Annotated in this window: 23 protein-coding genes; 9 read left to right on the top strand and 14 right to left on the bottom strand. The window is 64.1% G+C overall.

The genetic code is table 11. The annotated features are described in order from the left end of the window. Positions 1-11: 11 nt before the first annotated feature. The 4 genes from ACODSO_RS04635 to ACODSO_RS04620 all read right to left on the bottom strand — a co-directional run bounded on the left by ACODSO_RS04635 (position 12) and on the right by ACODSO_RS04620 (position 5,391). Positions 12-1,727 (bottom strand): dipeptide ABC transporter ATP-binding protein, encoded by a 1,716-nt coding sequence (locus ACODSO_RS04635; RefSeq protein WP_489035366.1) that lies wholly within the window; start codon positions 1,725-1,727, stop codon positions 12-14. After that, positions 1,724-2,686 (bottom strand): ABC transporter permease, encoded by a 963-nt coding sequence (locus tag ACODSO_RS04630; protein WP_489035364.1) that lies wholly within the window; start codon positions 2,684-2,686, stop codon positions 1,724-1,726. The genes ACODSO_RS04635 and ACODSO_RS04630 overlap by 4 nt, the downstream gene beginning before the upstream one ends. Further along, a complete protein-coding gene (locus tag ACODSO_RS04625; RefSeq protein ID WP_489035363.1) occupies positions 2,679-3,605 on the bottom strand; it encodes an ABC transporter permease in 927 nt (308 codons plus the stop codon). Before ACODSO_RS04625 ends, ACODSO_RS04630 begins: the two co-directional genes overlap by 8 nt. 157 nt (positions 3,606-3,762) lie before the next feature. Further along, positions 3,763-5,391, bottom strand: a complete 1,629-nt coding sequence (locus ACODSO_RS04620) for a peptide ABC transporter substrate-binding protein (RefSeq protein ID WP_489035362.1) — start codon at positions 5,389-5,391, stop codon at positions 3,763-3,765. 432 nt (positions 5,392-5,823) lie between these two features. On the opposite strand from ACODSO_RS04620, the gene acs reads away from it, so the two are divergent. After that, positions 5,824-7,767 (top strand): acetate--CoA ligase, encoded by a 1,944-nt coding sequence (gene acs / locus ACODSO_RS04615; protein ID WP_489035361.1) that lies wholly within the window; start codon positions 5,824-5,826, stop codon positions 7,765-7,767. Positions 7,768-7,836: 69 nt separating this feature from the next. Here the strand turns inward: acs and ACODSO_RS04610 are convergent, their stop codons facing one another. After that, positions 7,837-9,204 (bottom strand): MFS transporter, encoded by a 1,368-nt coding sequence (locus ACODSO_RS04610; RefSeq protein ID WP_489035452.1) that lies wholly within the window; start codon positions 9,202-9,204, stop codon positions 7,837-7,839. Between the two features lie 235 nt (positions 9,205-9,439). Between ACODSO_RS04610 and ACODSO_RS04605 the strand changes: the two genes are divergently transcribed. Both ACODSO_RS04605 and ACODSO_RS04600 read left to right on the top strand, forming a co-directional pair. Next, entirely contained in the window at positions 9,440-9,952 is a 513-nt protein-coding gene (locus ACODSO_RS04605; protein ID WP_489035359.1) for a phage holin family protein, read from the top strand. A 24-nt stretch (positions 9,953-9,976) separates the two neighbouring features. Next, the gene (locus ACODSO_RS04600; RefSeq protein ID WP_489035357.1) at positions 9,977-10,912 is read left to right on the top strand and encodes an alpha/beta fold hydrolase; all 936 of its coding nucleotides are present in this window, start codon (positions 9,977-9,979) and stop codon (positions 10,910-10,912) included. On the opposite strand, the gene marP is transcribed toward ACODSO_RS04600, so the two are convergent. The 4 genes from marP to nth are packed head-to-tail and all read right to left on the bottom strand — an operon-like array spanning position 10,909 to position 14,247. Further along, on the bottom strand, positions 10,909-12,099 hold the full coding sequence (gene marP / locus ACODSO_RS04595; protein ID WP_489035355.1) for an acid resistance serine protease MarP: 1,191 nt from the start codon (positions 12,097-12,099) through the stop codon (positions 10,909-10,911). The genes ACODSO_RS04600 and marP overlap by 4 nt on opposite strands. Further along, complete coding sequence (locus ACODSO_RS04590; RefSeq protein WP_489035354.1) at positions 12,096-12,890, bottom strand: NUDIX hydrolase; 795 nt, start codon at positions 12,888-12,890, stop codon at positions 12,096-12,098. Before ACODSO_RS04590 ends, marP begins: the two co-directional genes overlap by 4 nt. Next, entirely contained in the window at positions 12,887-13,564 is a 678-nt protein-coding gene (locus ACODSO_RS04585; protein WP_489035352.1) for a TlpA family protein disulfide reductase, read from the bottom strand. Before ACODSO_RS04585 ends, ACODSO_RS04590 begins: the two co-directional genes overlap by 4 nt. Then, positions 13,561-14,247 carry an endonuclease III gene (nth, locus tag ACODSO_RS04580; protein ID WP_489035450.1) on the bottom strand — a complete coding sequence of 229 codons (687 nt, stop codon included), beginning with the start codon at positions 14,245-14,247 and terminating at the stop codon, positions 13,561-13,563. The genes ACODSO_RS04585 and nth overlap by 4 nt, the downstream gene beginning before the upstream one ends. 161 nt (positions 14,248-14,408) lie before the next feature. Here nth and ACODSO_RS04575 point away from each other — a divergent pair, with 161 nt between their 5' ends. Together ACODSO_RS04575 and ACODSO_RS04570 are read left to right on the top strand one after the other, a co-directional pair. Beyond that, positions 14,409-14,660: a hypothetical protein gene (locus tag ACODSO_RS04575; RefSeq protein WP_489035350.1), complete on the top strand. Its 252-nt coding sequence runs from the start codon at positions 14,409-14,411 to the stop codon at positions 14,658-14,660. Positions 14,661-14,915: 255 nt separating this feature from the next. Continuing rightward, the gene (locus tag ACODSO_RS04570; protein WP_019662947.1) at positions 14,916-15,590 is read left to right on the top strand and encodes a Crp/Fnr family transcriptional regulator; all 675 of its coding nucleotides are present in this window, start codon (positions 14,916-14,918) and stop codon (positions 15,588-15,590) included. On the opposite strand, the gene ACODSO_RS04565 is transcribed toward ACODSO_RS04570, so the two are convergent. Further along, positions 15,587-16,366 (bottom strand): MBL fold metallo-hydrolase, encoded by a 780-nt coding sequence (locus tag ACODSO_RS04565; protein ID WP_489035348.1) that lies wholly within the window; start codon positions 16,364-16,366, stop codon positions 15,587-15,589. The two genes, ACODSO_RS04570 and ACODSO_RS04565, sit on opposite strands and share 4 nt — an antisense overlap. 17 nt (positions 16,367-16,383) lie before the next feature. Here ACODSO_RS04565 and ACODSO_RS04560 point away from each other — a divergent pair, with 17 nt between their 5' ends. Then, on the top strand, positions 16,384-17,241 hold the full coding sequence (locus tag ACODSO_RS04560) for a Gfo/Idh/MocA family protein (RefSeq protein ID WP_489035346.1): 858 nt from the start codon (positions 16,384-16,386) through the stop codon (positions 17,239-17,241). A 12-nt stretch (positions 17,242-17,253) separates the two neighbouring features. Here the strand turns inward: ACODSO_RS04560 and ACODSO_RS04555 are convergent, their stop codons facing one another. Both ACODSO_RS04555 and sp36 read right to left on the bottom strand, forming a co-directional pair. Beyond that, the gene (locus tag ACODSO_RS04555) at positions 17,254-17,709 is read right to left on the bottom strand and encodes a RidA family protein (protein WP_489035344.1); all 456 of its coding nucleotides are present in this window, start codon (positions 17,707-17,709) and stop codon (positions 17,254-17,256) included. Between the two features lie 2 nt (positions 17,710-17,711). Next, entirely contained in the window at positions 17,712-17,879 is a 168-nt protein-coding gene (sp36, locus tag ACODSO_RS04550; protein ID WP_089244091.1) for a Sp36 family protein, read from the bottom strand. Between the two features lie 87 nt (positions 17,880-17,966). Here sp36 and bagA point away from each other — a divergent pair, with 87 nt between their 5' ends. Together bagA and bagB are read left to right on the top strand one after the other, a co-directional pair. Further along, positions 17,967-18,974, top strand: coding sequence for an ATPase BagA (gene bagA, locus ACODSO_RS04545; protein WP_068379133.1), 1,008 nt, complete (start codon positions 17,967-17,969; stop codon positions 18,972-18,974). Next, positions 18,971-20,101 carry an ATPase BagB gene (gene bagB, locus ACODSO_RS04540; protein ID WP_068379136.1) on the top strand — a complete coding sequence of 377 codons (1,131 nt, stop codon included), beginning with the start codon at positions 18,971-18,973 and terminating at the stop codon, positions 20,099-20,101. The genes bagA and bagB overlap by 4 nt, the downstream gene beginning before the upstream one ends. Before the next feature lie 35 nt (positions 20,102-20,136). On the opposite strand, the gene ACODSO_RS04535 is transcribed toward bagB, so the two are convergent. Beyond that, a complete protein-coding gene (locus tag ACODSO_RS04535; protein ID WP_068379139.1) occupies positions 20,137-20,460 on the bottom strand; it encodes a WhiB family transcriptional regulator in 324 nt (107 codons plus the stop codon). 328 nt (positions 20,461-20,788) lie between these two features. Here ACODSO_RS04535 and ACODSO_RS04530 point away from each other — a divergent pair, with 328 nt between their 5' ends. Further along, entirely contained in the window at positions 20,789-23,146 is a 2,358-nt protein-coding gene (locus ACODSO_RS04530; RefSeq protein WP_489035449.1) for a penicillin-binding protein, read from the top strand. A 17-nt stretch (positions 23,147-23,163) separates the two neighbouring features. On the opposite strand, the gene ACODSO_RS04525 is transcribed toward ACODSO_RS04530, so the two are convergent. Next, positions 23,164-23,628 carry a GatB/YqeY domain-containing protein gene (locus tag ACODSO_RS04525; protein ID WP_338886990.1) on the bottom strand — a complete coding sequence of 155 codons (465 nt, stop codon included), beginning with the start codon at positions 23,626-23,628 and terminating at the stop codon, positions 23,164-23,166. Between the last annotated feature and the right edge of the window lie 38 nt (positions 23,629-23,666).

Raw genomic sequence — 23,666 nt, 5'->3', positions numbered from 1 at the left:
CCTCGCCCCGGTCACGCACCCAGCGGAATGGATCCACCCGGGATGGCCGCCAGCAGCCGCTGCGTGTACTCCTCTTTCGGGTTGTCGAAGACCTCGTCGGTCTTCGCCGCCTCGACGATCTCACCGGAGCGCATGACGAGGACGTCGTCGGCGATCTGCCGTACGACGGCGAGGTCATGGGTGATGAAGAGGTACGTCAGCCCCAACTCGGCCTGCAGATCGTTCAGCAACGAGAGGATCTGGGCCTGCACGAGAACATCGAGTGCGGACACGGCCTCGTCGCAGATGACAACCTCCGGCTGCAACGCAAGCGCGCGAGCAATGGCCACACGTTGCCGCTGGCCGCCGGACAACTCGTTCGGGAATCGCCGCATGACCGACGTCGGCAACGACACCTTGTCCAGTAGATCCCGCACGCGAGCTTCGCGTTCCGCTTTGGTGCCGACGCCGTGGGTCCGCAGAGGCTCCTCGATTGTCCGATAGATCGAGTACATCGGATCGAGCGAACCGTACGGGTTCTGGAAGATCGGTTGGACCCGACGCCGAAACGCGAACGCTTCCTTGCGGTTCAGACCGACCACGTCTCGACCGTCGAACAGCACCGATCCTGCCGTCGGTTCCAGCAGACCCAGCACCATTTGAGCCACAGTGGATTTACCGGACCCCGATTCACCGACGATGGCCGTCGTCGTTCCGCGTTCGACTGCGAACGAGACGTCCTTGACGGCGGTGAACACCGTCGACTTGAACGGGCTGGAGCCACGAAGTGTGAACTGCTTCGTGAGCTTGTCGACCACGAGGACAGTGTCTTTCGGTTCGAATCCATCGGACGTCTCCGCGGGGATAGCCTCCTCGGCCACTTCCTTGGCATGCGCGACGATCTCCTTGCGCACAACCGACGACTTCAGCCGCTGCGAGGCCAGTGACGGCGCCGCCGATACCAGCTTCTTGGTGTAGGGATGCTGCGGATCCTGCAGGATCTCCAGTGCCGGACCGGATTCGACGATCCTGCCCTTGCTCATCACCACCAGATGCTCGGCGCGCTCGGCAGCGAGACCGAGATCGTGAGTGATGAGCAGCACGGCGGTACCGAGTTCCTTGGTCAAGCCTTCGAGATGATCGAGGATCTGACGCTGAACCGTCACGTCGAGAGCCGAGGTCGGCTCGTCGGCGATCAGCAGCTTCGGGCGTGCGGCAAGCCCGATCGCGATCAGTGCGCGCTGGCGCATACCGCCGGAGAACTCGTGCGGGTACTGGTTGACGCGCTTCTCCGAGTCCGTCAGACCCGCCTCGTCGAGAAGTTCGATCGCCCGCGCCTTTGCGGCCTTGCCCTTGGCGATGCCGTTGGCCGCCAACGCTTCCTCGATCTGGTATCCGATCTTCCACACCGGGTTCAGATTGGACATCGGATCCTGCGGAACCAGACCGATCTGGCTCCCACGGACGTCGACGAACTCCTTCTCCTTCGCGTTGGCCAGATTCTTGCCGTCGAACCAGATCTCACCCGCCGTTACCGTGCCGGTGCCAGGAAGCAGATTGATGATGGCGTGTGCCGTCGTCGACTTGCCGGAACCCGACTCGCCGACGATCGCGACCGTCTGGCCCGGATACACCGTCAGGCTCACACCTCGAACCGCAGGCACCGGTCCGGAATTGGACTGGAACGACACCTCGAGGTTCTTGATGTCGAGGAGCGGCAGCTCGTGCTCGTCGTGCTCGATGCTCATCGCTTTCTCGCTTTCGGGTCGAGAGCGTCACGTAGCGCGTCGCCCATCATGATGAATCCCAGCACCGTGATCGCCAGTGCCGCAGCGGGATAGAACAGGATGGTCGATCCCTGACGCAGCGTGACCTGAGCGGCACTGATGTCGCCGCCCCACGAGACCTCGGTCGGCGGGAGTCCGATACCGAGGAACGACAGCGTCGCCTCGACGACGATGAACGTTCCCAGCGAGATGGTCGTGACGACGATGATCGGCGCCATCGAGTTGGGGAGGACGTGTCGGATCAGCGTGCGCACCTTGGACACTCCCAGTGCGCGCGAGGCCATGACGTAGTCGTTGTTCTTCGCCGACAACACTGCACCACGCGAGATGCGGGCCATCTGCGGCCAACCGAACAACGCGAGTACGAGAATGACCGTCCAGATGGTGCGGTCGGTGAACAGCTGCATCAGCACGATCGCGGCCAGGATCAGCGGAACGCCGAAGAAGATGTCCGTCAGGCGCGACAGCAACGAGTCGGCCCATCCGCCGTAGAACCCGGCGAACGCGCCGAACAGCACTCCGATGACGAGCACAAGGAACGTCGTGCCGACGCCGGTCACCACGGACGCCCTGGCGCCGTAGATCGTACGGGCGTAGATGTCGCAGCCCTGACGGTCGAATCCGAAGATGTGACCAGGCTGCGGTCCCTGCATGCTGAAGTCGAGATTGCAATACCGAGGATCAGCGCTCGTGAACAAGCTCGGGACCGCCGCAACGACGACGACCGCGAGGATGATCAGCGCCGAGACGATGAAGATCGGACGCTTGCGGAGGCTGTGCCAGGCGTCCTTCCAAATACTGGCGGGTGCTTCGTCGATGTTGACGGCGTCGGTCTGACTGACGTCGATGACCTCGTCCTGTTCGACGAAGCGCGCTTGCCGAACCGCGCGTCCGGTGTCGGGTGTGGTGGGCTCAGGCATAGCGGATCCTTGGGTCGAGCGCTGCATAGAGGAGGTCGACGACGAGGTTGGCGACGAGGTACACCACGATCAGAACGGTCACGAACGACACGACCGTCGGTGCCTCGCCTCGGATGACGGCCTGGTAGATCGTTCCACCGACGCCGTTGATGTTGAAGATGCCCTCGGTGATGATCGCGCCGGCCATCAGACCAGCAAGATCGGTGCCGAGGAACGTCACGACCGGGATCAACGAGTTGCGGAGCACGTGTGTGTTGACTACGCGCTGACGCGAGAGTCCTTTCGCCGTCGCGGTTCTGACGAAGTCGGCGCTGAGGTTCTCGGCCACCGAGGTGCGGGTGAGACGAACGATGTACGCGAACGACGTCGATGCCAGTACGAAAGCCGGCAGCAGCAGGTTCACGAAGCTCGTATTGCCTCCCACCGTCGGCGGCACGATGCCCCATTTGATACCGACGAAGAACTGCGCGAGGAAGCCGATGACGAAAATCGGCACTGCGATCAGGACGAGGCTGAACACGAGGACCGTGCTGTCGAACAGCTTGCCCTTGCGCAGTCCGGCGATGAGACCGAAGCCGATGCCGAGGATCCCCTCGATCACGAGTGCCATGGCGGCGAGCTTGATCGTGATCGGAAACGCTTGTGCGAGAACTTCACTGACCGGCCTGCCGGAGAACGACATTCCGAAGTCGAGGGTGAAGATGCCCTTCATGTACAGCAAGTACTGCACGATGAACGGTTGGTCGAGGTTGTACCGGGCGCGTAGCTGATCTGCGACGGCCGGGCTGATGGCTTTGTCTCCGGCGAGCGCGGCGATCGGGTCGCCGGGAAGCAGAAAGACCATGGCGTAGATCAAGAATGTTGCCCCGATGAAGACGGGGATCATCTGAAGTATTCGGCGTCCGATGTACCAGAGCATCGGATCACCTCCTTTGGAGGAAGGTGGACATCATCGCCGCGTCGAACTCGATCGCAGTGTGGCGTCGTACGAGACACGAAGGAAGAGGACACGAGCAGGGCGGTAGGTGCGAAGACCTACCGCCCTGCTCGGTCTCGTGAAGATGTGAGGAAAGAGATCAGTTCTTCTCGATCTCGTTGTAGATCGGGATGCCGTCCCAACCGATCTTCACGTTGGTCACGTTCTCGGACCAGCCGCTCGCTGCGTTGCGGTACCAGGTGGGCACTGCAGGCAGATCGTTCAGCAGGATTTCCTGAGCCTGGTTGATCAGTTCCTGTGCGGCTGCGGGGTCGGTCTCGCCGGCCGACTCACGGAGCAGACGGTCGAACTCGGGGTTCGAGTAGTCACCGTCGTTGGAGCTGCCGCCGGTCTGGTAGTTCTGCGCCAGGAAGCCGTAAAGCTGCGGGTAGTCACCTTGCCAGCCCGAGCGAAATGCCGTCGGGATGGTGCGGTTGGTCGCCTCGGTACGAAGCTGCGCGAACGTCGGGTACGGCGCTCCCTGGGCTTCGATGCCGAGGGTGTTGCGGATGCTGTTGGCTACGGCGTCGACCCATTCCTGGTGTCCACCATCGGAGTTGTACGCGATGGCGAAGGTCCCGGTCCACGGCGCGATGGCGTCGGCCTGAGCCCACAGTTCCTTGGCGCTTTCCGGGTCGTACTCGACGTTGGCAACGTCGCTGAGGTCGCCGGTCCAGCCGTCGATGGCCGGGCTGGTGAAATCCTTTGCAGGCGTACGTGTGTTGTTGAAGATCTGCTCGGTGATCTGGTCTCGGTTGATCGCCTTGGAGATCGCCTGACGACGCAGAACGCCCTCTTCGCCACCGAAGTGCGCGAGGCGCCCCGGAATGGTGAAGGTCTCGATGCTGGCAGACGGTTGGTTGACCGTGCGGCCCGGCAGATCGGTCTCGAACGTCGTGACGGCCGAGGACGGAACGTTGTCGAGGACGTCGACGTTGTTCGAGAGCAGGTCCGTGTACGCGGTGTCGAGGTTGCTGTACAGAATGAAGCTGACGCCACCGTTGGCCGGCTTACGATTCCCGTCGTAGTCCGGGTTGGTGATCAAGTCGATGCGGACGTTGTGCTGCCATGCACCTTCGGACGCGAACTTGTACGGTCCGTTGCCGATCGGGTTCTCGCCGAATGCTGCGATGTCGGTGTACGCGACCTCGGGCAGCGGGTAGTACGCGGCGAAGCCGAGACGATCGGGGAACGCTGCCTCGGGCTGCTTGAGCTCGATCGTGAACGTCTTGTCGTCGACGACCTTCAGGCCGGACATCGTCTGCACAGTCGGGTTCTCGGCCGCGACCTCGTCGTAGCCCTGGATGGGATCGAAGAACGAGCCCTGGAGCTGAGCGTTGGTCGAGAGTGCGCCGTAGTTCCAGGCGTCGACGAACGAGTTGGCGGTGACGGGAGTGCCGTCGGTGAAGGTCCAGCCGTCCTTCAACGTGACGGTGTAGTTCTGGCCGTCAGTGGTGTCGATGGACTCAGCGACCTCGTTCTCCACGCCGCCTTCCGGCGTGTAGGAGACCAGACCGGCGAAGATCGAGTCGACGACTCGTCCACCGGTGTTCTCGCTGGTGTTCGTAGGAACAAGCGGATTCTGGGGCTCGCCGCTCCATGCGTTGATGATGGCGGAACCGTCTCCGGATCCTCCACTGCTGGACGAGTCGCTCGATGAGCACGCTGTGACCAGCGCGGCTCCTACGACAACCGCTACCGCAGCTGCCGCAATGCGTGTTCTACGCAAAACAAATCCTCTCTTAGTGTGACCACGGGTTCGCCGTGATCGACCCGCGGGCGTCACGCCCACGGGGTTCATGTGGGGCGACCGCCGGCCACAACCCGAGGTTGTCGAGGAGTGGCAACGATCTCAATACCGAGGACTTTAGACACATCCTGAAAGGAACATGCGCACTCCCCCGTAATTCAGCTGACTGCCGAGTAGGCACGAAACATGTTCGAAACTTTTCGGCAAGTCATTTCCCGGAGAGTGAGACCCTCCCCGGCTGCGTCCGTCCGCGGCGACCTACCGTGGTACCGCCTACCGCGCCAAACCAACCGATCACCGCAGATCAGCGGGTTGCACAGCGCTGCAACGGTGCGACCGCGCTCACATGTGACTACCCTCACTAAGGCCGCAACAGCACGGTATTTGACGGACGAAAGCGAGCTATTCGAGATGACGACCAGTACCTCTGGAGCCCCGGAGATCACGGGAAACGCGTACCCGCCCTCGGCCGAATTCGCGGCGCAAGCGAACGCGCAAGCGGATCTCTACGACGAGGCCGAGAAGGATTTCCTCGGATTCTGGGCCGAACAGGCCCGCCGGCTCCACTGGCACACCCCGTTCACCGAGGTGCTCGACTGGTCCGATGCCCCCGTCGCGAAGTGGTTCGGCGACGGTGAACTCAACGTCGCCTACAACTGCGTCGACCGTCATGTCATCGACGGCCACGGCGACCAGGTCGCCATCCACTGGGAAGGCGAGCCCGGCGACAGCCGCGACGTCACCTACGCCGACCTGCTCGCCGAGGTATCGCAGGCAGCGAACACCCTCACCGATCTCGGGCTCGTCGCCGGCGACCGCGTCGCGATCTACATGCCGATGATCCCCGAGGCCATCGTCTCCATCCTCGCGTGCGCCCGCCTCGGACTGACCCACTCGGTTGTCTTCGCCGGATTCTCCGCAACCGCACTGCGCTCACGCATCGACGACGCCGAAGCCAAACTCGTCATCACCACCGACGGCCAGTGGCGACGCGGCAAGCCCGCTCCCATCAAGTCCACCGTCGACGAAGCGGTCGACGGGGCCGCATCCATCCGGAACGTGCTGGTGGTCAAGCGCACCGATTCCGACGTCGACTGGACGTCGGGACGCGACCTGTGGTGGCACGAAACCGTCGCACAGGCATCGAAAGAGCATGAGGCCCAGCCATTTCCGGCCGAGCACCCGCTGTTCATCCTGTACACCTCCGGCACCACGGGCAAGCCCAAGGGCATCATCCATACTTCCGGTGGCTACCTGACCCAGACCTCGTACACCCACCACAACGTCTTCGACCACAAAGCAGGTAAGGACGTCTACTGGTGCACCGCCGACATCGGCTGGGTCACCGGACACTCCTACATCGTCTACGGCCCCCTCTCCAACCGGGCGACGCAGGTCGTCTACGAGGGCACCCCCAATTCGCCTGACGAGCACCGACATTGGAACGTCATCGAGAAGTACAAGGTCTCGATCTACTACACCTCCCCCACCCTGGTGCGCACGTTCATGAAGTGGGGCAAGGAGATTCCCGAGGCTCACGATCTCACGTCGATCCGCCTTCTCGGATCCGTCGGTGAGCCGATCAACCCCGAGGCGTGGCGATGGTTCCGCGACGTCGTCGGCGGCGGCAGCGCTCCGATCGTCGACACCTGGTGGCAGACCGAGACCGGCGCGATCATGATCTCCCCGCTCCCCGGCGTCACCGCCACCAAGCCGGGCTCCGCGATGACTCCGCTTCCCGGTATCTCGGCGAAAATCGTCGACGACGACGCCAAGCCACTCGGAAACGGTGGCAGCGGCTACCTCGTCCTCGACAAGCCATGGCCGTCGATGCTCCGCGGCATCTGGGGCGACATGGACCGATACAAAGACACCTACTGGTCGCGGTACGCCGAAGAGGGTTGGTACTTCGCCGGTGACGGCGCCAAGTACGACGACGACGGCGCACTGTGGGTTCTCGGACGCGTCGACGACGTCATGAACGTCTCCGGCCACCGAATCTCCACCTCCGAGGTGGAATCGGCGCTCGTCAGCCACCACGGCGTCGCCGAAGCAGCGGTCGTCGGTGCTGCGGACGAGACCACCGGACAAGGCATCGTCGCGTTCGTCATCCTGCGGGCGGGAGTCGAGAACACCGGCGACGAGCTCATCGCCGAGCTCAAAGCCCAGGTATCGAAGGAGATCTCACCGATCGCGAAGCCGCGCGAGATCTCCATCGTCCCCGAGCTCCCGAAGACACGCTCGGGAAAGATCATGCGACGCCTGCTCCGCGACGTCGCCGAGGGCCGCGAACTGGGCGACGTCTCCACCCTCGTCGACCCGAAGGTCTTCGAGTCGATCAAAAAGGGTCGCTGACGCTCCGCGCCCAGTGGCGCGGTTGAGTGCACTCCAGCACACTTGACCGCGCCACTGGGGCCGGAGGCCTCAAACGTCTTCGAGCTGCTGATCCCGCGTTTCCTTCATGACAAGGAGCGCAATCAGCGTCAGCGCGGCGACGATGGCGAGATACACGCCCACCCACCCGACGCCGTACGAACTGACGAGCCACGTCGCGATGAACGGTGCGACCGCGGCACCGAGGATCGACGACGTGTTGTATGAGATTCCGGAGCCCGTGTAGCGCACATTCGTCGGGAACAGCTCCGGCAGAACCGCACTCATGGGACCGAACGTCAGACCCATCAGTCCGAGTCCGACGCACATGAAGACCAGCATGCGTCCCGCGCTCGCGTTCTCGGGAGCCGCGAACCAGTGGAACGACAGTCCGAACAGCACGATCGCGCTCGTGATGACGATCAGCGTCGGGCGTCGACCGTACTTGTCCGCGAGCAGCCCGGCGACCGGAATGAGTACGGCGAAGAACAGCACCGCGATCAGCTGCAGTTCCAAGAAATCGGTGTAGGCGATGGTGATCTTCGGGCCGTCGACGTCGGAGACCTTGCCGGTTCCGTAGCTGACCACCCACGTCGTCATGATGTAGAAGAGCGTGTACGTCGCGAGCATGACGAACGTGCCGATGATCAGCTGACGCCAGCTGGTCTTGAAGACCTCGGCGAGCGGCGTCTTGACCTTCTGGCCGCGTTCGACGGCCAGCTTGAACACCGGCGTCTCCTCCAGCTTGAGACGCACGTACAGGCCGATGAGAACCATGACCGCACTGAGCAGGAACGGAACGCGCCAACCCCACGTGAGGAACGCATGGTCGGTGCCGGAAGTTGCCGCGTCGTAGCCGGTGATCACGACGATCAGTAGGAAGATCCCGTTGGCGAAGAAGAAGCCGATCGGTGCACCCAACTGCGGATACATCGCCGCCCAGGCGCGCTTGCCCGGCTTGGCGGTCTCGGTGGCCAACAGTGCGGCACCGCTCCACTCACCGCCCAGGCCGACACCCTGGGTGAAGCGCATGATCGCCAACAACGCCGGCGCCAGCAGGCCGACCGAGTCGTAGGTCGGCAGCAGACCGATCAGGAAGGTCGCGACGCCCATCGTCAGCAGGGAACCGACGAGAGTCGCCTTGCGTCCGATGCGGTCGCCGAAGTGGCCGAACAGGATCGATCCGATGGGCCGTGCGACGAACGCAAGCCCGAACGTCGCGAACGACGCCAGCAGCGCAGTCGTGTCGTTGCCTGCAGGGAAGAACAGCGCGGGGAAGACGAGAACAGCTGCAGTTGCATAGATGTAGAAGTCGAAGAATTCGATCGACGTACCGACCATGGAAGCGACGACGATCCGGGATCGTGGCACCTCCGGGGCCGCTGCAGTCGAGCCGTCTCCGGGGACGGCCGAGGTGATACTCACGGTGGTGCTCCTGGCGATTGCACTGGGGGAAAGGGGGTATGTACGCGCAGGGAAAGTTACCTGAGGACAGCTAAGAAGATCGACGGATGTGGCCGTTCGCGTGCCGTGTCCTACGCCGGAAGTCACCGATCGGACGGCCATCGAGCACGGCGCCGTCGATCGGCACTAGTGTTACTGCGAAGATCGGACGAAGTGCAATGGAGAACCAGCAAGTGGAGGGGTCGAGAAGTTGAGCGAGACCAATCGCGGCAATGGTAGGAGCGGTTCCGGCTACCCGGACGGCGTACCGAACACCATCTCGTCGATCCCGCTGTCGGATGTCGACTACCGCGCGCCGGGAACCGGGAGCATAGGCAATCTCGTCAAGGATGCGACGACCCAGGTCTCCACGCTGGTACGTGCCGAGGTCGAGCTGGCGAAGGCCGAAGTCACCGGCGAAATCAAGAAGGGACTGCAGGGCAGTCTCTTCTTCGTGCTCGCGCTTGCGGTGCTCATCTTCAGCGCGTTCTTCTTCTTCTTCTTCGCGGCCGAGACGCTCGACATCTGGCTGCCCCGCTGGGCGTCGTTCCTCATCGTCTTCGTGTTCATGCTGCTCGTGGCCGGGCTGCTTGCCTTGCTCGGCTATCTGCGTGTGAAGAAGCTGCGGAAGCCGGAGAAGACCATCGACTCGCTCAAGCAGGCGTCGACGGTGTTTCCGAACCAGCACGATTCCACCCCGGGCCTCCCCGGCTACAAGAAGTAACCGAGCCTCGCGCAGACCGAAGAGATGAGCCAGCCAGACCCGTCCACCGTGCGTTTCGCTGGTCCGTGGACACATCGCGACATCCACGCGAACGGTATTCGGTTCCACGTCGTGGAGGCGGACAACGCTCCCTCCGACGGTCCGCTCGTTGTGCTCCTACACGGCTTCGCCGACTTCTGGTGGTCGTGGCGGCATCAACTGACTGCGCTGACAGCTGCGGGATATCGGGCAGTGGCCGTCGATCTACGCGGCTACGGCGACTCCGACAAACCCCCACGCGGCTACGACGGCTGGACTCTGGCCGGTGACGTGGTCGGTCTCATTCGCGCGCTCGGCTACGCCCAAGCCACTCTGGTGGGGCACGCCGACGGTGGTTTGGTGTGCTGGGCGACGGCGGCGCTACACCCGCGCATGGTCGGGTCCATCGCATTGGTCGGCTCGCCGCACCCGATTGCGCTGCGGCAGGCGGTTCTTCGCAACAAAGCCCAGCGACAGGCACTCCTCCCCTACTTTTTGCGGTACCAGGTCCCCTTCTATCCCGAGCGAGCTCTCACCAAGAACGATGGATCCGCCGCCGAGCAGATTTTGCGAATGCGTTCGGGTCCGGCGTGGCAGGGGACCGAAGAATTCGCGGACGCAGCCAAGCAGATGCGGTCGGCGATTCGCATCAAGGGAGCCGCGCACAGTGCACTGGAATACCAGCGTTGGGCGTTCCGGAGTCAGCTCCGCTCGGACGGTCGACGGTTCATGCAGGCGATGGATGTTCGACTGACGATCCCCGTCGTCCAGATTCGCGGCGAACTGGACCCGTACGTCCTCCCCCGTACCGTCGACGGTGACGTCCGCTGGGCGCCCGAGCGACGGCTGCACACCGTGCTCGGCGCCGGACATTACGCACATCAGGAAGCCCCCGACGAGGTCACCGAACAGCTGAAAGCGCTGGCAGAGCGGGCAAACTAGACGATGCAGGCGCCTGTCCCGACTGGGACGGCGCTGTTCGTGCTCAGCTGCAGTTCGTCGGCTACCTCGTCGGCGGTGAGAACGAAGCCGGTGTCGGGGTCGTCGACGGCTGCACCGAAGACGAGTCCGAGGACCTGCCCATCCTGGGCTACCAGTGGGCCACCCGAATTGCCTTGCCGCACAGTTCCGCGGACGGTGTAGACCTCACGCTCGACAGTGCCGGTGCGGTAGATGTCGGGCCCGCTGAGGTTGAGCGTCTCACGCACCCTCGCCGGGCTTGCGGTGTACGGTCCGCCACCCGGGTAGCCGAGAACGATCGCGCTCTCGCCGGAGACCGCTGAGGACCCGGCGAAGTTCAGAACCGGCGCCTGCAGACCCGGAACACGCAGTATCGCAACGTCTTCCTCGGGATCGAAGAGAACGACTTCTGCGTCGAACACCGTTCCCAGCGAATCGATCGTGACACCGTCGGTGCCTGCGACGACGTGCGCGTTGGTCATCACCAGCTCGGGTGCGACCACGAAGCCGGATCCTTCGAGCGCCTTCTGGCAACTCGGCGCGACGCCGCTGATCTTGAGGACGCTCTGGTGGAGTTGTTCGACGACCGGGCTGGCCTGCAGCGCCGGATCGGGCGCTTCGACGGTGGCCACCGGGGTCCGGCCGAAGGGCCCGATGACATCGGGAAGACCCGACGTGTCCAGCAGTGCTGAGAATTCTTTCGGCACCTCGCGGAGCCACTGCGGGGCCACCTCGTCGACCTTGCCCAGCACCTGCGACCCGCGGACCGCGCTGGCAACCTCCGGCTGCGAGGACGACGTCAGTGGGATGGCGAGCAGCCATGCCGCCGCGAGTACTGCAGCGGCCTGCAGCGCTGCTCCGACCACACTGTCGACCGATCGTGCTCCGCGCGAATGCATTCCGCTGCGCAGTGCCCGGCCGAGAACCATGCCGGACACTTCACCGACGATGACCAACACCACGATGAGAGCGATACCGACGAACACCCGCAGGCGTGCTCCGTCGACATGTTCGAGAACGTGTGGGGCGATGAGAATTCCGGCTACCGCGCCGAGCACCACACCCAGAAACGCCATCGCCGACGCCACCGCGCCCTGCCGCCAACCCGAGGTCGCAGCCAGAAGAGCGACACCGACGACGACGATGTCGACCCACGTCGAGCCGCTCACCGATCCATCCCCACAGGAGTGGAGCCTGCGGAATGACCGTCGGTAGTCACAGGAGTGGAGCCTGCGGAATGACCGTCGGTACTCGCGCCCACAGCAGCCAAGCTCGCCTCCAGATCGCGGATGTCACTCGTGTCCCATTCGGTTTCCCAACCGGAAACCGCGAGCAGGCCTGCCAGGATACCGCCGGTGAAACCCCACACCAGCATTCCGTCGACGGCGAAGGCCGGGCCCTGGTAGCCGGCGGGGTGTCTGACCTGGAAGCGGTTGTCCGGATCGAGCAACGAACGAAGAGGTACGCGCACCACGCGCGCCGCCTCGGCTGTGTCGACCACGCCGATGACGCTGGGTGCGCGCCAATAGGCGAGCACCGGTACGACGTCGAATTTCGACGGCGGAACGTAGATCCCGGGTAGCGTCGCGAGCGGCTGTACGCCTGCCGGATCGAGGCCGGTCTCCTCCTCGGCTTCGCGAAGCGCAGTGGCAATGGGTGACTCGTCGCCGGGGTCTGTTGCTCCGCCCGGAAACGCGACCTGCCCGCTGTGTTGACGCAACGTCGCGGCCCGTTGCGTGAGCAGGACGTCAGCGTCGGCCGGTAGGCCGCCACGACTGGTCGGATCGGACTTCTCGGGTCCGCCGAACAGTACGAGCACCGACGCCTGTCGTGTGATCACCCCGTCGGGAGAGGTTCGTTCCAGCACCGGATTCGTGCCTGCCGACTCGGTGATGCCCTTGCCCCCGGCGGCGTCGACGACACGGCTCAGCCACCGAGGAGGAGGCGGCGTCGGAGTCATCGAGCTATACCGAGAGTCGAACGGACTGCGTCGTCGATCTCGTCGACACTGCTGAAAGGTTGTGGCAGCACCTTGGCGACATTGCCATCCGCGTCGATCAGAATCGAGACCGGGAGGACACTCGGCGCGCCGACGGCTGCTGCTATGCGTCCCGCCCCGTCTTGGACACCGGGCAATGTGACGCCGTACTCGGCCAGTTTGCTCAGCCCGTTCGCCTCGTTGCGATCCTGGTGCACCGTCAGGACTCCGATTCGGCCTTCCATGCGATCGGCATAGTCCTGCAAATACGGAAGCTCCTCCGCACACGGTCCGCACCAGTACGCCCACAGATTGATCAGCGTCGGTGTGCCCGCGAGCGCTTGCCCCACGTCGACCCGACTGCCGTCACCGATGCATTCGAGCACGAGCCCACTCAAGGGACCGGAAGAACTCAGGGGGCCGGAAGATTCGGCCGCCGGCTCAGGCGTCGGACATCCGTCGAGCCCGGCGCTCGCGCGGAGTGGTGCCAGTGCTTCGTCTGTATCGGCCGACCGCCGCTCCTCCGCGATCGGTGCACCCTGGCCGGGCCGGCCGGCCGACGGCTCCGGGTCTTCCCCGCGCGGCCAGATCGCGAACACCAAGGCGACGACGACAAGAAGAGCGGCCAACGACCACCGAGCTGCAGATCCGGTCACGAGTCGATTCCGGCGAGCGACAGCAAGTGCTCGGTTTCCGGCCCCTTGACCAACGCTGCTGCCGCTGCCTTGTCGGTCGGGCCGAGGCCGTACGACGGGCAATCCTTGGCGAGGATGCAGACACCACAGGCCGGTTTGCGCGCGTGACAGACACGCCTGCCGTGAAAGATCACCCGATGGGACAGCAGCGTCCACTCCTTGCGCTCGATGAGTGCGCCGACTGCGTGTTCGACCTTGACCGGGTCTTCCTCCTCGGTCCACTGCCAGCGCCGTACGAGCCTGCCGAAGTGGGTGTCGACGGTGATGCCGGGCACGTCGAACGCGTTGCCGAGGACGACATTGGCGGTCTTGCGACCGATTCCGGGCAGTGTGACGAGATCCTTCAGATTCGCGGGCACCTCCCCGTCGAACCGCTCGAGAAGGGCCGAGCCGAGTCCGATGAGCGAGTTCGCCTTGTTCCGGTAGAAGCCCGTCGTCCGGATGTACTCCTCGAGCTCCGTCCGGTCGGCTTCGGCGTAGTCCCGCGCAGTGCGATATCTCACGAACAGACCTGGCGTGACGATATTGACGCGCTTGTCGGTGCATTGAGCGGACAGGATGGTCGCGACGGCAAGTTCCAGCGGATTCGTGAAGTCGAGTTCGCAGTAGACGTGCGGAAACGCCACGGCCAACTCCCGATTCATACGTCGCGCTCGCCGGGTGAGCCCCAGTTTCGTCTCTTCGCGTTTGCGCACGTCGAGCGCGGGAGAGGCTGTCGATTTCACTCCACAACTGTACGGACAAGAATCAGCAACGAATCGGTCCTGTGTTCTTATCGAGACCTTTCCGGTGTTTACTGCTCCGTATGCAAGGACTCGCCGTTGTGCTCTTTCCTGTGCTCCTGATGCTGTTCGCGCTCGCCATGGAGCGCGTGGAGTTCCGCCTGAGCACGCTGGGTGTCCGCGAACAAGAGGTGCAGGAATTTCTGGATCAAGCCAGTACGTCCGAGGTCGCGACGCTCGCCAACGAGGGCATGCCGCACGCACTGGCCCGCTTCAACAGCCGAAGGCGTCGCACTCCTCTGGCCGAGGAGATGGCCGACCAGCGCGCCAGCTGACACCACCGAAGACCGAAATGTCGCATTTTGCATGAATATGCGGTGAACAGCGATTTACGTACGATTCCTTCACGGCGCTCCGGTGGCGTCGATCACTCGGTTTGGATCTCGGCGAAGTAGACTTCACCGAGATAATTGTCATGTTTGATTACTTACGTGAGTCGGTGGGCCGTGAGGCTCGACGAGGCACGGAAGCGAGAAACGCCTTTCGTCGACGCGGGTAACCGTATCGACGACATCCCAAAAGGAGCGCAAGTGGACGACGTCCTGGCACGGGCCGGCATCTTCCAAGGAGTCGAACCCTCTGCGGTAGCAGCGCTGACGAAGCAGCTGCAACCGGTCGATTTCCCACGGGGACACGTGGTCTTCAACGAGGGCGAGCCAGGTGATCGGCTCTACATCATCGTCTCCGGAAAGATCAAGCTCGGCCGTCGCTCCCCGGACGGACGTGAGAACCTGCTGACCATCATGGGCCCGTCGGACATGTTCGGTGAGCTCTCCATCTTCGATCCCGGCCCGCGTACGTCCACGGCCACGACGGTCACCGAGGTCCGCGCGGTCAGCATGGACCGCGACGCGCTGAAGGCGTGGATCGATCAGCGCCCGGAGATCGCCGAGCAGTTGCTGCGCGTGTTGGCCCGTCGCTTGCGCCGCACCAACAACAACCTTGCGGACCTCATCTTCACCGATGTTCCCGGACGTGTCGCGAAGGCTCTGCTGCAGCTCGCTCAGCGCTTCGGCACCCAGGAAGCCGGATCACTGCGCGTCACCCACGACCTGACTCAGGAAGAGATCGCCCAGCTCGTCGGCGCCTCTCGCGAGACTGTCAACAAGGCGCTGGCCGACTTCGCACATCGCGGATGGCTACGGCTCGAAGGCAAGAGCGTGCTGATCTCCGACTCCGAGCGCTTGGCTCGACGGGCTCGTTAGTTCTCTCGAAGGTAGGCCAGCTGCGCCTTGACGGACATGCGCGCGGCTGGCCATAGCTTCTTGTCGACGTCCGAGTAGACGTGCTTGACCACCTGTTTCGGCTTGGCGTCGTGCCCGATTTCGTCGAGCGCTGCCTTCACCTGAGCCAACCGCGCGTGCCGATGCTGACGGTAGAACCTGGCGACCTCCGCGGTATCGGCGACTTCAGCCCCATGCCCCGGTAGTGCGAGCTTGCCCGCGCCGGCGGCTTCGAGGCGGTCCAACGTCGTGAGGTAGTCGGCCAACGTGCCGTCCGTGGGGTCGAGCACGGTCGTGCCGCGTCCGAGAATCGTGTCACCCGTCAGGATCGCGTCGTCGAGCACGAAACTCAACGAGTCCGCCGTGTGCCCGGGCGTCGCGAGGACGGTGACCGTCAGTCCTGCGGCCTCGATCACCTCGCCGTCGGTGAGAGTCGTACTGCCGAACACGTACTCGTCCGACATCGCGCGAATCGGTGCACCGGTCTTGTTGTGGAACCTCTTCAGCCCGGCTGTGTGATCTCGGTGCCGGTGTGTCACCAACGCCAGAACCACGTTGCCGGTCGCGGCCACCGCGTCGAGATGCGCGGAATCCTTGGGCCCCGGGTCCACGACCACCACATCGTCGCTGCCCGGTGCCCGCAGAATCCACGTGTTCGTACCGTCGAGCGTCATCTTGCCCGGGTTGTTCGCGAGCAGAACCGCCGCCGTCGGCGTGACCTGTCGAAGCTGACCGTAAGCCGGATGCGCGAGAGTCATAGTCGTACCTTAGGAGCATGAGAATCGGTCTGGTAGGCGCGGGTCCGTGGGCACGTGCCACACACGCACCGTCGTTGGCAGCGCATCCGGGCGTCGAGTTCGCGGGAGTGTGGGCTCGGCGTCCCGACGCGGCGGCAGGCATGGGTGCTGCGGTCGTCGAAAGTTACGACGAACTCCTGGCAACTGTGGACGCGGTGGCGTTCGCAGTTCCGCCCGAAGTGCAATCGGGTATGGCGGTTGCTGCGGCACGCGAGGGAAAGCATGTGCTCCTCGACAAGCCGATCGCCGGGACGCTCGGCGACGCCACCGAGCTGGCCGAGGCGATCGGTCATGCCGGGGTCGGATCGATCGTCGCGTTGACACGCCGGTTCGCGCCGGAAACGCGGGCGTTCCTGGGCGACGCCGCCGGCAAGCACTGGAGTGCGGGGGCGGGAACGTGGTTGTCCGGTGCCGTACTCGGTGGGGAGTACTCGAACTCGGCCTGGCGTCACCGCGAGGGCGCCCTGTTCGATGTGGGTCCACATGTCTTCGATCTGCTCGACGTCACGCTCGGGCAGATCGTCGACGTCGTCCTGTGTCGTCGAGAGGACGCGTCGGACACCTGGACGGTGGTGCTCGAGCACGAGAGCGGCACGTTGAGTACCTCGCAGCTCTCTCTGGCGACACCGGTCCGGCCATCGGTGTTTCGGGTCGAACTCAGCGGCAACGACGGGGTAGCGACTCTGGCGGACCGATCCACCAGCGCGACCGACTGCTTCTCAGTCCTGCTCGACGAGTTTCTCGAATCCGTAGCGACCGGCACCGAGCACTCGTGCTCGGCGAATCGAGGGCTTCACCTGCAGAAGGTGCTCGCTGGCGCTCAGGCGGCTCGGTAGCGCTCTGCTGCGCTAGACCTCGACTATCAGCTCGACCTCGACGGGCGCGCCGAGCGGCAGCTCGGACACCCCGACAGCCGAACGTGCGTGCACGCCCGCGTCACCGAAGATCTCGCCCAGAACGTTCGACGCCCCGTTGATCACACCGGGCTGACCGGTGAATCCGGGTGCCGACGCCACGAACCCGACTACCTTGACCACGCGCTTGATCGCGTCGACTCCGACGAGTGAATCGATGGCAGCGAGAGCATTCAACGCACAGACGCGCGCGGCGTCGGTCGCCTGCTCCGGCGTCACCTCGGCGCCGACTTTGCCGGTCGACGTCAGCTCGCCGGACACGAGCGGCAACTGACCGGCGGTGTAGACCAGGTTTCCCGTCTGCACTGCGGGCACATATGCCGCAAGCGGTGGAACGACGGCAGGCAGCTCGATCCCGAGCTCGGCGAGGCGCTCACTCCATGCAGCCACTTTCAGCCCTTCGGACGCTTGAAGTAGGCCACGAGCGTGTCGCCGCCGTTGGGGCCGGACATGATCGTGACGAGTTCCCAGCCCTCGGCGCCGTAATTGTCGAGGATCTGCTTGGTCGCGTGGATCAGGACAGGCGCGGTGAAGTACTCCCAGGTGATCTTTTCGCTCATGCTCGTGAGCCTAGTCGGAGGCGGCGCGAGCGTGTGCGATCGATGGTTCCTCGCCAGTCGTGCACGATTCGTCTATATGGTCGTGTTGTGGGCACATCGAGTTTTGAAGGCTGGCCGAGCAAGGCGGACAGGGCACGACTGCACTTCGTCTCCGGCAAGGGCGGGACCGGCAAGTCGACGGTCGCTGCTGCACTGGCACTTGCTCTCGCCTCGGACGGCCGACGCGTACTGCTGGTCGAAGTCGAGGGCAGACAGGGCATCGCGCAGCTGTTCGACGTCCCTCCGTTGCCACCGGTCGAGACACGCGTCGCAAGCGCAGACGGCGGTGGCGAGGTGTACGCGCTCGCGATCGACATCGAAACGGCGTTCCTCGAATACCTCGACATGTTCTACAACCTCGGTTTCGCCGGCCGCGCGATGCGCAAGATCGGCGCCATCGAGTTCGCGACGACCATCGCCCCCGGCCTGCGGGACGTGCTGTTGACCGGCAAGGTCAAGGAATGCGTCGTGCGCACCGACAAGAACGGGAAACGCGTGTACGACGAGGTCGTCGTCGACTCACCGCCGACCGGCCGGATCGGCAACTTCCTCGACGTCACCAAGGCGATGGCCGACCTCGCCAAGGGCGGTCCGGTGCGCTCCCAGAGCGAAGGGGTCGTGCGACTCCTGCACTCGGCGGACACCGTCGTACATCTGGTGACGTTGCTCGAAGCACTTCCGGTGCAGGAAACCACAGACGCAGTCCGCGAACTGGAGGCAGCCGATCTGAATCTCGGCACCGTCATCGTCAACCGAACCGAACCGACCTACCTCACGCCCGAGTCGCTGCAGCATGCGGCGGAGGGCACCATCGACGCGAACGCGTTGAAGTCCGGCCTCGAAAAGGCCGGAATCACGTTGTCGGACAGCGACTTCGCGGGACTGCTCACCGAGACGATCGAACATGCCTCGACGCTGGCCGCGCAGGTAGAGAGCGGCACTCAGCTGGACGAACTCGATACCGCGCGAATGCACTTGCCGATGCTTGCCGACGGCGTCGACCTCGGTGGCCTCTATGAACTTGCTGCAGAACTCAGAGAACAGGGTGTGAAATGACGCCGAAGGCCGCCCCGATCCTCGACATCGAGAAGATCTTGCTCGACGCGTCGTCGCGCATCGTCGTCGTGTGCGGAGCCGGCGGCGTCGGAAAGACGACGACTGCCGCATCCATGGCACTACGCGCTGCCGAACAGGGCCGAAAGGTCGTCGTTCTGACCATCGATCCGGCTCGACGACTCGCGCAGGCCCTCGGCGTCGACGAGCTCGACAATTCGCCGCAACCGGTGAAGCTGCCGGCGGGGGCGACCGGTGAACTGCACGCGATGATGCTGAACATGCGCCGGACGTTCGACGAGATGGTCATCGAGCATTCGACGCCCGAAAAGGCCGAGCAGGTCCTGGCCAACCCCTTCTACCAAACCGTCGCGTCGTCGTTCTCCGGCACACAGGAGTACATGGCGATGGAGAAGCTCGGCCAGTTGGCGGCGGACTCGACGTGGGATCTGATCGTCGTCGACACCCCGCCGTCGCGCAATGCACTCGATTTCCTCGACGCCCCGCAGCGGCTGGGGTCGTTCCTCGACGGGCGCTTCATTCGGCTGCTGATGGCTCCTGGTCGCGGACTCACCCGAATGGTGACGAGCGCGATGGGACTGGCGCTACGCGGTGTCTCGACGGTGATCGGCAGCCAGATGCTGAGCGATGCTTCGGCTTTCGTGCAGTCTCTCGATTCGATGTTCGGCGGATTCAGAGAACGTGCAACACGTACGTACCAACTTCTCCGGGAGAGCGGCACCAGCTTCATCGTCGTTGCCGCTGCGGAACCGGATGCTCTGCGCGAGGCAGCGTTCTTCGTGGACCGGCTGAGCGGCGAAGGGATGCCATTGGCAGGTCTGGTTCTCAACCGAACCCACCCGACGCTATCCTCGTTGCCTGCCGACCATGCGGCCACTGCAGCCGATCAACTCGCCGAGTCGGAGGACGACGCAGCGGTACTCACCGCTGCAGTACTCCGAATTCATGCCGCTCGCGCAGTGACAGCCGCCCGCGAACTCCGGTTGCTCCGACGCTTCACCTCGGCGCACCCCCGGGTCCCGATCGTGGGTGTCCCGTCGCTGCCGTTCGAGGTGTCGGATCTGCACGCGCTACGGGCCGTCGCGGATCAGCTCACCCGGTCGGCCTAGGGGCCCCGAAGCCCGGTCGGCAGGTCGGCGTCGGCTCAGATCGCGGCCTGCTGCTGGCGCTGCGATTCGAAGAACTCGGACCAGGAGTCCACCTCCGGGTGCTGCTTGAGCAGCGCACGCCGCTGACGTTCGGTCATTCCTCCCCAGACCCCGAACTCGACGCGGTTGTCGAGCGCGTCCGCTCCGCACTGCATGAGCACCGGGCAGTGCCGACAGATGGTCGCAGCCTTACGCTGCGCCGCACCTCGCACGAAGAGTTGGTCTGGATCCGCCCCCTTGCACCTCGCCTGCGCAACCCAGGCGATACGAGCTTCTGCTTCTTCCACATCTAGCCGCGTCGGCGCTGCTGTCATATGCATTCCGGATACCCCTTCGCAGTACGAACGTCCTTGCTGAACGTTCCAGAAGCTCTTCGACCTTTACTCCACTGCTCGAAGCACACGGATCTAGGAGCTGCCCCACATTCATATACAAGTGTTATGTGAATCACACCGTGCTCATAATTTAGGTAAATCCGGCGGCGAACGCAAGACGAGCGAGCCAACTTTCTGGTACGGACGTCCCGACCTGCGGTTCCGCATATCGCCCACGGGCTCGGGCCGGCTCGAAGTCGACACATCCGCTCGCGACCGCTGGGACTGCCGCCGTCGTCCACGTACGCTGTGCTTCGTGTCCGTTGGAAAAACCGTGGCGAAGCTCGCCGGATGTTCCGCACTTGCAGGTGCGCTGTTGGCCGGAGTGATGTTCCCGTTGGCAGGTGGGTTCGGCTACGCCTCGAACCGCGCCGCCGACACCGTCGACAATGTCTCGGCCGAACTCGTCGAAGGAGCAGTTCCCGCTGTCTCCACGATGGTCGACTCCGCGGGCAACCCCATCGCGTGGCTGTACGAGCAGCGCCGCTTCGAGGTACCGAGCGACCAGATCTCCAACGAGATGAAGCTCGCTATCGTCTCCATCGAGGACAAGCGCTTCGCCGAGCACCAGGGCGTCGACTGGCAGGGCACCCTGCGCGCCTTCCTGACGAACACCACCAGCGGCCAGGTCGAGCAAGGTGCATCCACGCTCGATCAGCAGTACGTGAAGAACTACCAACTGCTCGTGGTCGCCAAGACCGACGCCGAACGACGCGCAGCCATCGAGACGACGCCCGCCCGTAAGATCCGCGAGATCCGGATGGCGCTGACGCTCGACAAGGAACTGACCAAGGACGAAATCCTCACCAGGTACCTCAACCTGGTTCCGTTCGGCAATTCCTCGTTCGGCATCCAGGACGCCGCGCAGACCTACTTCGGAATCGACGCGAGTCAGCTCGACGCCAAGCAGTCCGCGATGCTCGCGGGCATGGTGCAGTCCAGCTCCGCCCTGAACCCGTACACCAACGAAGAGGGCGTTACCGAACGCCGCAACATCGTGCTGGACACGATGATCCAGAACATCCCCGAACGCGCCGACGAATTCCGTCAGGCCAAGACCGAACCGCTCGGGGTTCTTCCGGTGCCGCAGACCCTCCCCCGCGGCTGTATTGCTGCGGGTGACCGCGGGTTCTTCTGTGACTACGCACTGCAGTACCTGGCCGATGCCGGTATCAGCCGCGAGCAGATCGACAAGGGCGGCTACCTGATTCGCACCACGCTCGACCCTGCGGTCCAGAACTCCACCAAGGCTTCGCTCGTGTCGAACTCGAGCCCGGGTCTCGACGGCGTTGCCACCGTCATGAACGTCATCGCGCCCGGTCAGGACTCGCACCGCATCCTCGCGATGGGGAGCAGCCGAACGTACGGCCTCGACGCCGACGCCGACCAGACGGTCCAGCCGCAGCCCTACTCGCTCGTCGGACACGGTGCCGGGTCGATCTTCAAGGTGTTCACCACCGCCGCGGCGATGGAACGCGGTCTCGGCACGAGTGCGACGCTTCAGGTTCCGCGGCGAGCAGAGGTCAAGGGACTGGGCGACGGCGGTGCGCGTGGTTGCCCGGCCAACACCTACTGCGTCGAGAACGCAGGCAACTACCCGGCGTCACTGTCCATGACCGACGCGCTCGCCCAGTCGCCCAACACTGCGTTCGTGAAGCTGATCGAGTCGGTCGGTGTGACGCCGACCGTCGACATGTCGGTTCGCCTCGGGCTGCGCTCCTATGCGGAACCCGGCACATCCGGTTTCGACGAGCAAAGCATGGCGGACTTCCAGAAATCGCAGAACCTCGGTTCGTACACACTCGGTCCGACCTGGGTGAACCCCTTGGAGTTGTCCAACGTCGCGGCGACGCTCGCGTCCGGTGGCAAGTGGTGCCCGCCGACACCGATCGACTCCGTCTTCGACCGCGAAGGCAAGCAGGTTCCAGTCACCCAGCAGGCATGCGAGCAGGTCGTGGAACCAGGTCTGGCCAACACTCTCGCCAACGCGATGAGCAAGGACGATCAAGCCGGCGGCACCTCCGCGGCGGCTGCAGGTTCGGTCGGTTGGACGCTCCCGATGTCCGGCAAGACAGGAACCACCGAGTCGCACATGTCGTCCGGATTCCTCGGCTTCACCAACCGCTACGCGGCTGCGGTGTACACCTACGGCGACTCCCCCACCCCCGGTGAAATCTGCTCGTTCCCGCTCCGGCCGTGTGGCTCCGGAAATCTCTTCGGCGGTAACGAGCCGGCCCGCACCTGGTACGACGCGATCGACCCGGTAGCCAACAACTTCGGTCCCGTCGAATTGCCGCCGGTGGACCAGAAGTACGTCCGCGGTTCGGCCAACGGTCAGGTGCCAGACGTGACCGGGCAGAGCCAGAGCAGCGCCACCTCGACGCTGCAGGGGGCAGGCTTCCAGGTGACCGTGGCGACCACTGCCAACTCGGCGGCACGCGGAACTGTGACGGGCGTTTCCCCGTCGGGCTCCGCAATACCGGGATCGACCATCACGATCTATGTCAGCGACGGTTCGGTCCGGCAAGCTCCCGCGACCCCGGCCGCCCCGGCATTGCCGAACATCGAGATACCGGCGTTGCCACCGAACATCCAGATCCCGGCGATCCCGGGTCTGACGGTGCCTCGCTAGCTGTTGGCGGCTCCGGACTACAGGCGATCCTTCACAGCCTTCGAGACCCGGGTACCGTCGGCCTTTCCGGCGGCGAGAGCCGACGCAGCCTTCATGACCTGGCCCATCTGCTTCATACCCGGACGCTGTCCGATTTCCTCGGCGACCTGCGCGATAGCTGTATCCGCAACATCGGCCAACTCGGCATCGGTCAGCGGGGTCGGAAGGTACTCGTCGATGATCTGAGCTTCGGCGCGTTCGTTCGCAGCCAGCTCGCCGCGACCGTTCTCGGTGTAGATCTCCGCCGATTCTCCACGCTTCTTCGACTCTTTCGCGAGTACCTTCAGCACCTGCTCGTCGGTCAGATCGTGAGCTTCTTTACCGGAAACTTCTTCGGTCTGAATCGCAGCGAGAAGCATGCGTATCGTGGCGGTGCGCAGCTTGTCCCTCGCCTTCATGGACGTGGTGAGGTCGGATCGAAGCTGAGACTTGAGTTCGGACATGTACCGGAACGCTACGCGCGCTCGACTCGAGCGCGCAC

It is taken from the genome of Rhodococcus sp. FG69 (genome assembly GCF_057808915.1).
This window is presented reverse-complemented; position numbering and strand designations above follow the sequence as displayed.